Genomic DNA, 13,194 nt, shown 5'->3' with positions numbered 1-13,194 from the left:
GCGCCGGCTGAAGCGCCGCCCCTTCCGTGCCGATCCTCCGAAGGGGGATGAAACCGAGCGCCGCCCGGACGGGAACGGCGGCGGATTTCGCGCGGGAGAGGAGCCATGAAGCCGGAAATGTCGAACCGAGGGCCTCGCGGGTTCGGAAAGAGGCTCGGGGGTGCCGCCTGGGGACTTCTGCTCGGATGGACCGCCCTCGTCGCCCTGGCCCTCGCGGGAAACCTGGCCCTCTCCAGGGGCTCGTTCCGCGCCGCCGCGCCCGCCGCGGAAGCGGCGGAGGACCGCCGCGCCGACCTCGCCCTTCTCGCCATCCACGCCCTCCTTTGGGGCGCCGTCTCCGCCGGGATTCTCACGGCCGCCGGCGCCCTCCGCCGGAGGGAACTCGACAGGTCCAGCGCCGAGGAGGTGCTCGCCTCCATGAACGAACGGCTCGAGCAATCGGTGGTCCGTTCGCGGAAGCTGGCCTCGGAGGCGGAGGACGCGAGCCGATCCAAAGGGGAGTTTCTCGCCAACATCAGCCACGAGATCCGCACCCCAATGAATGGGATCATCGGCATGACCGAGCTGGCCCTCGGCACGGACCTCAGCGCCGAGCAGCAGGGGTACTTGAACGCGGTGCGCGGCTCGGCCGAGACTCTGCTCGCCCTTCTGAACGACGTGCTCGATTTCTCCAAGATCGAGGCGGGGCGGATGGAGCTGGAGAGGGTCGACTTCGACGTCTGCCGCGTGCTGGACCGCGTGAACGACATCACCGCCGGGCGCGCCGCCGAGAAAGGGCTGGAACTCCTCTTCCACGTCGCGGGCGACGTGCCGCCGGTCCTACGCGGCGATCCGCTCCGCCTGCAGCAGGTCTTCGTCAACCTGGTCGGGAACGCGATCAAGTTCACCGACCGGGGAGAGGTCGTGGTCGAGGTGCGCGCCTCGTCGCGCGACGAGGGACGCGTCGTGCTGGAGGCGACGGTGCGCGACACCGGCATCGGCATCCCGCCGGAGCAGACGGAGCGGATCTTCGAGAGCTTCCGCCAGGCCGACGGGAGCACCTCCCGCCGCTACGGCGGAACAGGGCTCGGTCTCGCCATCTGTCGTGAGCTGGTCGGGCTCATGGACGGCGGGATCGGCGTGGAGAGCGGACCGGACCGGGGGAGCGTTTTCCGTTTCACCGTGGAGTTGGGTGTCGGCCACCGGGCCGAGGAAACGGTCCGAGACATCAGCGTTCACAACATGAAGGTCCTCCTTGTGGACGACAACGGCGCCGGGCGGCGGATGCTGCGCGAGATTTTCCGCTCCTGGGGATGCCGGCCCGAAGAGGCCGCGGACGCTTTCGGGGCGCTCACCCTCCTCCGGGAGGCGCACGCCGCGGGCGATCCCTTCGATCTCGCCCTCCTGGACGTGGAGATGGGCGGGACCGACGGTTTGGACATTCTCCACGCGATCCACCGCGACCCGGAACTCCCGGAAACGCCGGTGATCCTCCTCTCCTCGATGGAGCGGCTCGGCCGCTTCGCGAACCGGAAGGACCTGGGCTGGCAGGGATACCAAACCAAACCGGTGAAGCAGAGAGATCTCCTGGAAACGGTCCTCCGGGTGATGGGCCGGGCGGCGGAGGAGAGCGAGCTGACGCGATCCCGTCTCGAGCCGCCGCCGGATCCGGAGGGGGAACCGGTCGAGCCGGCGCGCGTCCTTCTCGCCGAGGATCACGAGATCAACCAGACACTGGCGCGAACGCTGATCGAGAGGGCGGGGCACACGGTGCGGGTCGCCTCCAACGGGCGGGAAGCGCTGGAGTTTCTCGAGCGGGAGACATTCGATCTGGTTCTGATGGACGTCCAGATGCCCGAGATGGACGGCCTCGCCGCGACCGCCGCCATCCGCGCCGACAGGCGCTTCGCCTCCCTGCCGGTGATCGCCATGACCGCCCACGCCCTCCCCGGCGACAGGGAGCGCTTTCTCGCCGCCGGCATGGACGACTACCTGAGCAAGCCGATACGCCCGGAGGATCTGCGCCGGGTGATCGCGCGGCGCGGCGCGCCCGACGCGGGCGGCCCCGACGCGGGCTGCGCGCCTCCGTTCTCCGGCGAGCCGGACGCGGCGGCGGTTCTCGATAGACAAGGCGCCCTCCGCCGCATGGAGGGGGACCACGAGATGTTCGACCGCCTTCTCACCCTTCTTCTCGAACGGTCGCCGGAGAGAATGGAGGAGATCCGCGAGGCGATCGAGCGCGGAGACGGCGTCGCGGCCGCCGATCGAGCCCACGCGCTCAAGGGAGCGGCCGCGGGTCTCGGCGCCGAGCGCCTGCGGCAATGCGCGGAACGCCTGGAGGGGCTCGGCCGCGCCGGCGACCTCTCCGGCGCGGAGGGGGCGCTCGCCCCTCTCGGCCGAGAGATCGATCGCCTCCGCGACCACGTCGCCGGCCACGCCGTCGGGCCGCGCGGCTGAGCCTCCGATTCTCCTCCCCTCTCCCCTCTCCCCTTTCCCTTTCCCATTCCCTTTCCATGGACGACCCGAACGACCGGTGTTTGATGGATCGAAAGAAGAGGAGCGAATCCATCGCTCGGCGAGGAACGGGGCGGAAGATCCGCGGCGGCCGGGGGAAAAGAGAAAGCCGCGGGCGGCGCCGCGGCTCGGAGGAAGGGGGGATCCGGAACGGGGCGAAGGGGGACGCCCCGCCCGGAGAATGATCGGATTAACCGGTGGTCGTTTCCAAGGTGTAGACCACCGTGATGCTGTAGGCGCCCGGGATGTCCGCGGTCCAGTCCAGGTCGACCTTCGTCTGGATCTCCACGCTGTTATCGGAGACCCCCGCCGTGTGGGAGAGAACCTCCGTGTCCGAGGAACCCAGATTCAGGTAGGCGTCGGCGCTGTTCTGGATCGTCCCGGTCGGGCTGTTGGTGATCTTGATCCAAAGATCGGTTTCCGCCTTGTTGTAGGAACCGGGACAGCTCCAGCCGGTGCCGTCGTACTTGGCGCTCAGCTTCCACTGTTTGTTCGCGTCCAGCGTAAGAGTCACCGCGTCCGCCGCCGACTCGATGTAGCCGGCGTCGTAGGCGGTCTCGCCGGTGCCGTCCTGGGTGAGCGTGAGCAGCGCCGACAGGTCACCCGCGAGGGCGAGCTGGCACAGCTCCGGAATGGTCCCTCCGACGACGGAGTTCTGCACGTCCGATTCGTCCGCCGCGGGAACCGCTCCCGCCAACAGCGCGAGCGCCAACGCGGCGATCCATAGCTTCCCTCTCATCCTGTTCTCCTCTCGACACGCGGCCTTCCCGACCCGTCCCCGGGGTCAGTGCCGCCACGCCTCTTCCAAAAGACCCAAACGGGCGACGCACGCGAAAAGCGCTCGAGGCTCCACGGGTTTGATCAGGCAGGCGTCGCATTGCTTTCTGAGACAATCCACGGTTCGGTGATCGTCTCGTAAAACGGTGGTCACCAGAACCCGGGCGTTCGCTTGGAGCAGAGGGTATCGTTCCTCCTCCCTCCGCAACCCGGCGACCACCTCACGCCAATTCGCGCCGGGCTGGAGCAGATCGAGGCAGAGGAAGTCGTACGGCTCCCCCTCCTGCAACGCTTTCCGGGACTCCCGGATCGCCGCGTCGCCGTCCGGCACGACCACGCAGGGTCCGCAAACCGCGAGGAGCGCTTCCAGCCTTCGACCGTCGCCTCGTGTTTCCTGCACCACGAGCGTCTTCATCCCAAACCACCTCCACGTACCGGAAAATCAAAGGCGGCGACGATCCGTTTGTGGCCCAACGGGGGGTTCCGGCCTCCGGACCGCCGCCGACACGCCTTTATTCGCGTTTTTCACCGACATGCGAAAAGGCGCGGCCTCCAGCATCCCTCGGGGATCCGGTGGCCACGCCTTCGTCTTACAGCTCCGTTTCTCTGTACGACAAGGCAGCTATCAGGTACGCTGCGTTGCTTCCTTCCGATTATCGGCGGCCCGCCGCCGGGCTTTACCGAAAAAGACGCTTTTTTTAAGGGACCGTAACCGCTTCCACTTCATAGAGTTTGTCGGCCATCACCTCACGGAACACCTGTAGGACCTTGGGCGAGAACTGCGTCCCCGACCCCTTTTCCAACTCGGCGAAAGCCTGGACGGGGGGTCTACCCGCCCGGTAGGGGCGGTCGGTGACGATCGCGTCGTAGGTGTCCGCCACGGAGATGATCTGCGACTCGATGGGAAGAGCCGTGCCCTCCATCCCCCCCTCCTTGTAGTGAAGGTGATGCATCTCGATTACGGGAACGACCTCTTGCAGGATGCCGCCGAGAGAGTCGATCATCCGCGCCCCGCGTTCGGCGTGGGTCGCCACCTCCGCCCGCTCCGCCTCGGTCAACGCGGAAGCCTTGCGGATCAGGTCCAGAGAGATCTCCACCTTCCCGATATCGTGCAGCAACCCGCCGACCCTGCAGTTCTCCACCATGCGCCGGGAGAGACCCATCCGCTCCGCCACGGCGGCCGCCATCTGGGAGACCCGCATCGAATGGCCGAGCGTGTACCGGTCGTTCGACTCGATGTACTTGGAAAGGATCTCCAGGACGCCCACATAGGCGGAGTGGAGTTCTCGGACCTTCTTCTCCTTCTTCTCGTAGAGAACGCCGGTGACGGCGCTCGTGAGAATCAGGAATCCTCCCCACACGCCGATGGTGAACGCCGCCTCCCCGCCGTCCGAGCCGAGGATCGGCTCCGAAGCGGCCTGCATGAAAAAGACCAGAAAAGCGATGGAGAGGAGCGACGTGAGCAGCGCCGCCCTGAGGCCGAGCACGTATCCGGCGAGCAGGGCGGGAAGAAAGTAGAAATGCAGAAACGAGGCTTGATGAACGACCAGGAGATGCATGGTGAGCACGCCGCCGAAGACCGAAAGCACCACGAGAGCCTCGAAATGGCGGAACACGAATTCCTTGATTCGTTCCATGGTCCGTCCCCCTTCTCCCGGTGTTTTCCGGGATGATGGTTGACGGCCGTCCACCCCCGAGAGCGGCCATTTTTTACGGTTTACTTCTCCTCATCTTCCGTTCCGGTGAAGCGGATCGCCGCCGCCGCCGCGTAATCGGCGAGACGCATCCCCGCCTCCATCTCCTGTTCTCCGTAACGGGTCTCCCGTTCCTCCGGGCCGATCACGCGGTAAACCGTGATCGTACCGATGCGGTCCCGGCCGGAAAGAACCGGCAACCCGAGAAAGGCCGAGACGTTCGCCCTTTTTCGGAGCGACGCCTCCGCTCCCGGATCGCCTCCCGTTTCCCGGGTCGCCCGGCCGGACGTTGTCGCCTTCGCGGAGACGAGTTCATCGAGAAGGGCGAGTGGATGATCCTCGCCGGGCAGCGAGGCGCCGTGCGCGGCGAGAAGCTCCATTTCCTCCGATCCGGCCGCGGCCGGATCCGCCCCCTCGCGCAGGATTCGGACCATCGCCACCTCGGATTCGAGCACCGTGGCCGCCGTGAAAGCGATCAGCTTCGCGAGCCCCGTCCGGTCCCGCGCCGCGGTGAACGCGGTCCCCATCTCGCTGAGCGCGGAGAGGAACGTCATCCGCCGGTTCGACCGATCGTATCCGCAGACCTCGCCGATCCGCGACGCGCCGGCGGCGAGGGCGGAGGCGATCGACTCGCTCCTCTCCTCCTCGGCGCCGGCGGGGAAGCCGGTCTCCAGCAGGAGCACGCCGAACAGATCGGTGTGGTGCAGAATCGGCACCCCCATCTCGAGCAGAACGGCGGTCTCTCCGTTCGGCTCGCTCCGCATCCGGATCGGCGACCGGTTTCGCGCGACCCTCCCGACGAGACCTCTCCCCACCCGGATTCGGGCCGTCGCGATCGCGCCGGCGGCGGGTCCCGCGGAAGCGCGCAACTCCAGCTCCTCCTGCTCCGGATCGAGCAGGAAGATCGAGCAGAGATCCGCCTCCAGAACGCCGGCGAGTCGCGCCGCGATCCGCCGCAGCTTGGTGCCAAGGTCGGCGGCCCCGGCCGCGATGGAATCCACTTGAGACCGAATCGACTGCTCGTAAGATCGCCGCTGCATCTCCCGGAGCTCCAGGGAACGCTGAAGCGCCCGTCCGATCTGGAGGCCGAGCCTCCCCACCTGCTCCAGCTCCCTCTCGCCGAAGGTCCTCTCCTCCGGCGGGGCGTTCACATTCAGCACTCCGAGAAGCATGTCGCCGGCGCGGATCGGAACGCTGATGGACGACCCGATCTTGGGCCGCCCTCCGACTCCCTGAAAGCGCTCGTCCCCCACGCGTCCCACCAGGAGAAGCGGTTCCCCCTTCTGGGCCACGCTCCCCGCGATCCCCTCGCCGACCCGCAGCCGTGTCGACCGGGCCACGTTCTCGGGAATTCCCCGGGAAGCGACGATCCGAAGCTCCCTCTCCCCCTCGAGGATCATCAGGCTCCCGGTCACTCCCCCGGAGAGATCGAGCGCCCTTTCGAGAACCCAGTCGCTCAGGCTCTGGAAATCGAGAATGAGGTCGAGCGCCTGCAGGATGCGATCCACCTCGCCGTCGATCCCCGACGCGGCCGGATTTTTCACGGTCTCTTCCCCGGAGTTCCTCTCTCCGTCCTGCGGGCGGGTTTCTCCCGCCGCCCTCTCTCCGAACGCCGCCTCGTCCCCGCCGGCCTCCGCTCTCCCCCTCTTCCGTCTCCCCCGCAGATAGAGATCGGGATCACGCAGGAAGGCGTCGATCTCCTCCGGCTGGACGATCACGGCCCCCGCCGGCGGCCGCCCCCTCAGCCCGGCCCGCAACTCGGCGCGCGCGATCAAGAATGCCTCCGGGGCTCTCGCCCCTTGGGGCGCCGGTTCGCCGCCGCCGGACGCGGCGATCCCCCGCTCCGTGGCGAATGAAAGGCCGGGCGCATCCGGGTCGGGATCCCAAACGCGGAGCAGCCGGACTCCGGTGGATCGGTGGAGAAGGTCGATCAGCGCGAGGTCCTCTTCGGAGGCGCCGACCAGGACGGCGGTGTGGGGTTCCTCCGCGCGGCCTTCTTCGCGGATCCAGAGGAGCAGCCGGCGCCCCTCCGGGTCGTCCCGATCCCAGGCGCGTGCCTCCACGACCCAACGGCGCTCCCCTTCCGGGCTCTGGAGGGAGAGGGTGAATCGGCGGGGGCGCTCCCCGCCACCGTCGCGGAGCAACCCCAGAAGCTCATCACGGAGGGAGGGTGCGCCGCCGGTCGGGCGGACGGGCGCATCGAGCAGAGGATGATCGAAGGGGGCGGGGGGGCCGTCCTCGGCGGCGGCGGCGGCGAACGCCTCGCGGAAACACCGGTTCGCCGAACGGACCCGCAATCCGTCGTCCAACACGGCAACGCCGTCCGGGATCAGATCAAGCAGGCCGCCGCTGAAAGCGAGCAGATAACGGAGCTGTTCTTCCCAAAAGGGATCGGGGAAGGGGGCGCGATTCGCGCCGCTCGGGCCGTTCTTGTTCCGCTCCACGATGGACGTTCTCCCGCGCACGGGTGTGCGCCGTTCCCGGAATCCGCCTTACAGGCGAAGGGCGCGACCGCCGCCCCACCGACCGGAGGCCGCGCGCCGCGCCCGCAAGCCGTTTCACGCGACCTCCGACGCGGCGTTCCGCTACGACGCGGAATCCCTCCGTCCGGACAATCGGCAAACAGCGGGCCCTACTTGAGAACTCCAGGCGGGACTTATAGTTCGCCCATCTCCTTCAGCGTGGTTTCGAGATCCCTTCGGAGATCGCCCAGCGCCTTCGACTTGAAGGAACCCTTGGTCTCCTCGAGTACATCGATGGTCCGGCGGATCTTCCGTGTCAGGTTGTCCAGCCGGGGACACTCCATCAGGCGGCAAACGTCGGAAGAGTCGGGAGAGTAGAGCATTCCCTCGGTGAGGTGCCGCAGATCGGCGAGGGCGGCCATGATGCTTCTGAGCCAGAGGTCGATGAACTCCACGAGCGGGAGGGGACGGGCGGTGTCCGGTTCCGGCTCGGCGATCCGATGCATCAGCTGTTCCATCTCACCGCTCCACTCCCGCATCCTTTCGCTCGACCGGCGGATCGCTTGGGCGGTGCGATAGCGGGCGATGGAGCGCCCCACCGCGTCGATCAGCGCCTGGTTGTCGTAGGGCTTCTCCAGATACTTCACGACGGAAGTTCCGATCGCGTCCCGGGCGGTCTCCTCCGACGGATAACCGGTGATCAGAATGATCGGCAGCCCCTCCACGACCCGGCGGGTGTGATCCACCAACTCCAGGTGTTCGTTTCCGGGCATGCGGATGTCGGCGATCAAGAGGTCGTAGGCGTCCTTCTCCAGGCGGGCGAGAGCGGCCGACCCGTCCGGAACTCCGTCGCACTCGTACCCCGCGCGCTCGAGCAGCCTGCAAATCGTTTTCAAGTAATTCGCGTCGTCGTCCGCGATCAACACGCGTCCCTGCGCCACCGCGACCATGATCAGTTCCTCCCCTGATCCTCTATAGGAAGTCGAATCCGGAAAACGGTTCCCCCTCCGGCCCCGCCGGTGAAGTCGATGGTGCCCCCGATGCTCTCCACCAAGGTCCGGGTCAGGGACAGGCCGAGCCCCATGCCCGATGTGGGCCCGGACGTTTTCGTCGTGAAAAATGGTTCGAACACTTTATCCGCGATCTCTTCGGCGATTCCCTCGCCCCGGTCCTCGACCTCGATAACGAACCGGTCCCTTCCCGATTTCTTTACCCTCACGCTCACCGTGGAACGGTCGGGCGAGGCTTCCAACGCATTACGGATCACGTTGAAGATCGCCGTGCGGAGCGCCCCCTCGCCGAGACGAACGGTGAGGTTCGGGGGATCGATCGCCGTCTCCACCTCGCCCCCCCTCCCCTTTTCCCCTTGAGCGATGAGCTTCACCACGTCATCGAGGAGAGACGCGATCCGAAATGTACGGATCGTCGACTCGCTCGGCTTGTAGATCGTATACATCAAACGGACGATCTCGGCGAGGCGCTCGATCTCGTTCTGCACGATCTCCACGAACTCCAAATTGGGATGGTCCGGCGGAACGGCGTCGCGGATCAGGCTGATCGAGTTCTTGATCGCCGCCAATGGGTTGTTGATCTCGTGGGCGATCCCCGCGGCGAGACGGGCCGTTGCGGCGAGACGGTCCACCGCCCTCTGCCGGCGCTCCAGCTCCCGGATACGGAGCGTCCTCTCCTCCACCAGATCCTCCAGCTCGTTCTGGCGCCGCTTCCTCTCGGTCACGTCCGCGAGGATGCAGTGGGCGCGGTCGATCCGGCCCAGGGAGTCCACTCCGGTTCGGCCGTTGAAGGAAACGACCAGCGGTTCGCCGGTCACCCGAACGATCGGGAACTCCGCGTCGATGGCGCCGGTGGAGAAAAGAACGCGGAACCACTCGTCGTAGTTTTCCCTCGCCTCCGGCGCGACCAGGTTCCGGAAGGGGCGGCCGATGACCTCCTCCCGCTCATAGCCGAGAAGATCGAGCCATGCGTCGTTCACCCCGATCAGACATCCCGCCGGATCGATCGATTGGTAGGCGAGGGGCGCGTTTTCGTAGAGGGTCCGGAAACGGCGTTCGCTCTCCTCCAAAATCGCTCTCGCCTCTACCTCCTTGGTAATGTCTTGCGTGATGACGAAGAAGTAGGTCCGTCCGCCCAGGCGGATCACCGTCGATTCGACCCGGCAGGGAATCGATTTCCCCTCACGGTTCAGATTGGTCACCTCCGCCGAATATCCGTTCTGCTCGACGGTCTGCCGGATGATCTCCGGTATGTGCCCCGCCAAATCGGGGGGGACGAGATCGCGGGCGTTCATTCCGATCAGCTCTTCCCGCCGGAATCCGGTGAGTTTTTCCGCCTCCGCGTTGGCGTCCAGGATGTCCCCGTTCATGTTCTCCAGGTAAATCGCCACCGGCGCCTTATCGAAAATGGTACGGAAACGGATCTCGCTCTCGCGAAGCGCTTCCTGTGCGCGGAGCCGGGTGTAGGCGGCGCTCAACTCACGGCTGATCGCCCGGAGGATCTCTCGATCCCGGGGAATGATACGACGCTCCCCCCGACAGGCGAGATTGAGAGAGCCGACCACCCGCCCGTTCATCCAAAGAGGGAGGGAGGCGCCGGCACCGAAGCCGTAGGCGCCGATCCTCTCCCGCCCGTCCTCCAGGAGATCCGTGTCGATGATCGGCTCGCCGTCGATGAAGATCCTACGGAAGGGTTCCGTCTCGATCGGCAGGCCGCGCAGGCGATCGGGGAACTCTTCGGGAAGGCCGTGTTCGATCTCGAGAAAGGCTTTTCGCTCCGCGGCGTCGACAAGGTAGATCCCTCCGGCGTCGAAACCGAGGAGTCCGGCGGTGGCGGCGAGCACCTCGCGGAGGAGAGAGTCCACATTCTCCGCCCGGTTTCCGATCGTGGTGATCCGGCCCAGGATGTCCGTCCGCCGAACCTCTTCCCGGCGGACCTCCTCGGCCCGCACCCGCTCCGTGACGTCCCAGAAGACGACCTGCGCGGCGGGACGCCCCTGGAACACGACGGAAGTCGCTTCCGTTTCCACGTCGATCTCCTCGCCGCCCTTCCGGATGAATCGCAAGGCGATCTTCGGGGCTTTACTCTCCCTTCCGTACACCCAGCGCATCCGCTTCCGCGCGATCTCGTGGTAGGCGGGGGAAACGATATTCAATATGTTCGTTCCGACCAGCTCTTTTCCCGAAACGGCGAGCATCTCCGCCGCCGCCCGGTTGAGAAAGACGACCTTCTCCTCGCAGTGGATCAGGATCGGCACGGGTGAATTGTCCACCAGAAGGCGGTAACGCTCTTCGCTCTCGCGGAGAGCCCGCTCCGCCTGCCGTCGCTCCGTCACGTCCTCGCCGCAGCTGAGCACGCCCGTCGGCTTCCCCTTCTCGTCGGTGAGAATCGTGTTGGTCCAGGAGACCAGGCGTTCCTCGCCGGACCGGGTTAAAACCTCGTTCTCGTACGCGCCCTCCAATATATCTTCTTGTTTGAGAATTTTATGGAAGAATTCCCAGAGGGACGGCCGGCGCCGCTCGGGCACGCACGTGTCGATCCAGTTCCGCCCCAGGAGGTCGGATTCCCCCCAACCGAGAACGCTGCACCCCTTCCTGTTGATCAGCCGAATCCCCGCGGAACGATCGAGAGCGACGAGGATCACTTCGGCGGCGTCCAGATAACGCTGCGCCCGGTCCCGTTCCTCCCGGAGCACCTTTTCGGTCCGAATACGAACGGAGACGTCCCGAACGATCACCAGATTCGCCGGATGCCCCCCCCACTCCGTTCGAGAAGGAGTGATCTCGACGACGATTTTCCGCCCCGACTTGTGACGGATCGCCGTCTCGTAACCGGTCTCCACCGATTCTCCGCTGAGCCGCCGCTCGTTGTTCGCCCGGAGCCGGTCCCGTTCGTCGGGGTGGGCCAGGTCGAACAGGTTGAGACGGAGAAGTTCCTCGATGGAGTAACCGGAGATCTGCTCCATTCGCGGGTTCGCGTAGACGTGCTTTCCGCCCTTGAGGCTGATGATGATTCCGTCGTTGGCGTGATCGGCGAGGGTACGGAACCGCGCTTCCTTCTCCAGTTTCTCCCGTTCGAGCCTCGTGTAGCGAGCTTGATCGGAGATGGTGACGACCACGCCGAGGAGATCGCCAGTAGGGTCGACGAGCGGGAGAATGGAAAAGGCGACCGGGACCGTTCCGCCCGTTTTACGCAGGAAGACGGTTTTACCGCTGATCGCCTCCCCCTGCCGGAGACGGTCTCCCTCCGCCCGCGCTTCGGAAGCGGTGGATTGTTCCATGAGGTCGAACACGGATCGCTCGAGGAGTTCCCGCTCTTCGTAGCCCACGATGGCGCAGAATCGGCCGTTGGCCCTGAGGAAACGTCCCTTGCCGTCGACGACGGCCACACCGTCGAGGAGCGCCTCGACGGCGCCGCCCGGCTCGACCGACTCGTAGCCTTCCGTCCGCTCCGGATGTTCGCCCCTATGGTTCTCTCTCTCGTTCAACGTCGTCCCCCCGGGGGCGGGCCCCCCGTCGGGTTCGCGGCTCGATGAGGGGGGCGCCCGCTCGCGGCGTGATGTTCGTGCGCTGAGGACCCGGAGCCCGACACTAACCATACACCAAGTGACGATCGATCGGCGATGGAATCCCGGGGGCGTTCGAGCGCGGGATTGGATCGGACGGAAAACCGGATTATCTTTATCCTAAGGGGAACGGACGGGAGACGGGACACCACCGGAGAGGAGAGAAATGGCGCAACCGAACGAAATCTTGGCGCGGCTCGAGGAGGAGAGTGTCCTCGAGGTGACCTTGGAGGAATGGGAGGGGTTCCTCGCGGAGGCGGAGAAGATCCGTGAGGAGAAACCGATTCTCTCCGAGGCGATACGCGTGCTTCGGATCGGCGGTCGTATCGTGGTTCAAGAGACGTCGAACCGGAAGGAGATTCTTCTCCGCCGGTTTGCCGGCGTCGAAGAGGCGGACGCCTTCGTCCGGGACAGGATGGACACCTATGACCGGATGTGGGACGGCTGCGGCTGCCGCGTAGACTATTACGAGTAAACCGTTAGGAAACCGGGAAACAGCGGCGGCTCGATCGGTGGCGGCGGGTATGGCGTATCCCCCACCCGATTTCCGTCAGTCGCTATTCGGGGTCGCGTTTCCGACCGGCGCCGACTCGCCTTCGGGGATCTCGGGTGGGTAATATTTCTCGAGACACTCGGGGCAGATGCTGTGACTGAACTCCGCCGCCGAATGGTCCTCGATGTAGGACTCGATCTTTTGCCAGGACTCCTGATCGTCGCGGATCTTGTGGCAATGCATGCAAATCGGGATGAGCCCCTGGAGCGTCTTGACGTGGGCCAGCGCCCCCTCCAGATCGCGCAGGCGTTTCGCCAACTGTTCCTGCAGGCCGAGCACCCGATCCCCCACGGCGACCCTGGCCCGAAGCTCCGCGTGATGGAAAGGTTTGGTGATGTAGTCGTTCGCACCGGCGTCCAGACCACGCACCACGTCTTCCTTTCCGTCCCGCGCGGTGAGAAGAATCACGTAAGACGATGCGAGCTTCTCCTCGCCGCGGATCTTCTCGATTAACTCGACGCCGTCCAGGCCGGGCATCACCCAATCGAGAAGAACGAGGCGAGGCGGGAGCGAGCCGCACAAAGCCGACCAGGCTTTTTCTCCATCGTCGACCGCCTCCACTTCATAGCCCCACTTCTTCAGCGCTTCTTCCAGGAAGATCCGATAGGTGGGGTCATCGTCCGCGATCAGAACACGCAT

At 65.8% G+C, this 13,194-nt stretch carries 9 protein-coding genes; 2 read left to right on the top strand and 7 right to left on the bottom strand.

Going from position 1 to position 13,194, the window contains the following annotated elements; genetic code table 11:
- The first annotated feature begins 105 nt into the window (after positions 1-105).
- Complete coding sequence (locus JW958_01070) at positions 106-2,436, top strand: response regulator (GenBank protein ID MBN1824823.1); 2,331 nt, start codon at positions 106-108, stop codon at positions 2,434-2,436.
- A 247-nt stretch (positions 2,437-2,683) separates the two neighbouring features.
- Here JW958_01070 and JW958_01065 read toward each other — a convergent pair whose 3' ends face one another.
- The 6 genes from JW958_01065 to JW958_01040 form a co-directional block, all read right to left on the bottom strand.
- Positions 2,684-3,232 (bottom strand): hypothetical protein, encoded by a 549-nt coding sequence (locus JW958_01065; GenBank protein ID MBN1824822.1) that lies wholly within the window; start codon positions 3,230-3,232, stop codon positions 2,684-2,686.
- A gap of 45 nt (positions 3,233-3,277) precedes the next feature.
- Positions 3,278-3,685 carry a hypothetical protein gene (locus JW958_01060; protein MBN1824821.1) on the bottom strand — a complete coding sequence of 136 codons (408 nt, stop codon included), beginning with the start codon at positions 3,683-3,685 and terminating at the stop codon, positions 3,278-3,280.
- A gap of 283 nt (positions 3,686-3,968) precedes the next feature.
- A complete protein-coding gene (locus JW958_01055; protein MBN1824820.1) occupies positions 3,969-4,907 on the bottom strand; it encodes an HD domain-containing protein in 939 nt (312 codons plus the stop codon).
- A gap of 80 nt (positions 4,908-4,987) precedes the next feature.
- On the bottom strand, positions 4,988-7,408 hold the full coding sequence (locus JW958_01050; GenBank protein ID MBN1824819.1) for a GAF domain-containing protein: 2,421 nt from the start codon (positions 7,406-7,408) through the stop codon (positions 4,988-4,990).
- Positions 7,409-7,620: 212 nt separating this feature from the next.
- Positions 7,621-8,376 carry a response regulator gene (locus JW958_01045; protein ID MBN1824818.1) on the bottom strand — a complete coding sequence of 252 codons (756 nt, stop codon included), beginning with the start codon at positions 8,374-8,376 and terminating at the stop codon, positions 7,621-7,623.
- 2 nt (positions 8,377-8,378) lie between these two features.
- Positions 8,379-11,924 carry a PAS domain S-box protein gene (locus JW958_01040; GenBank protein ID MBN1824817.1) on the bottom strand — a complete coding sequence of 1,182 codons (3,546 nt, stop codon included), beginning with the start codon at positions 11,922-11,924 and terminating at the stop codon, positions 8,379-8,381.
- Positions 11,925-12,168: 244 nt separating this feature from the next.
- On the opposite strand from JW958_01040, the gene JW958_01035 reads away from it, so the two are divergent.
- Positions 12,169-12,477: a hypothetical protein gene (locus JW958_01035; GenBank protein ID MBN1824816.1), complete on the top strand. Its 309-nt coding sequence runs from the start codon at positions 12,169-12,171 to the stop codon at positions 12,475-12,477.
- A gap of 75 nt (positions 12,478-12,552) precedes the next feature.
- Here JW958_01035 and JW958_01030 read toward each other — a convergent pair whose 3' ends face one another.
- A complete protein-coding gene (locus JW958_01030; GenBank protein ID MBN1824815.1) occupies positions 12,553-13,194 on the bottom strand; it encodes a response regulator transcription factor in 642 nt (213 codons plus the stop codon).

It is taken from the genome of Candidatus Eisenbacteria bacterium, assembly GCA_016930695.1.
GTDB lineage: Bacteria > Orphanbacterota > Orphanbacteria > Orphanbacterales > Orphanbacteraceae > JAFGGD01.
This window is presented reverse-complemented; position numbering and strand designations above follow the sequence as displayed.

Coding starts and splice junctions, on each gene's coding strand:
- JW958_01060 (MBN1824821.1), bottom strand. CDS start 3,685: ATGAAGACGCTCGTGGTGCAGGAAACACGAGGCGACGGTCGAAGGCTG.
- JW958_01045 (MBN1824818.1), bottom strand. CDS start 8,376: ATGGTCGCGGTGGCGCAGGGACGCGTGTTGATCGCGGACGACGACGCG.
- JW958_01030 (MBN1824815.1), bottom strand. CDS start 13,194: ATGCGTGTTCTGATCGCGGACGATGACCCCACCTATCGGATCTTCCTG.
- JW958_01065 (MBN1824822.1), bottom strand. CDS start 3,232: ATGAGAGGGAAGCTATGGATCGCCGCGTTGGCGCTCGCGCTGTTGGCG.
- JW958_01070 (MBN1824823.1), top strand. CDS start 106: ATGAAGCCGGAAATGTCGAACCGAGGGCCTCGCGGGTTCGGAAAGAGG.
- JW958_01035 (MBN1824816.1), top strand. CDS start 12,169: ATGGCGCAACCGAACGAAATCTTGGCGCGGCTCGAGGAGGAGAGTGTC.
- JW958_01055 (MBN1824820.1), bottom strand. CDS start 4,907: ATGGAACGAATCAAGGAATTCGTGTTCCGCCATTTCGAGGCTCTCGTG.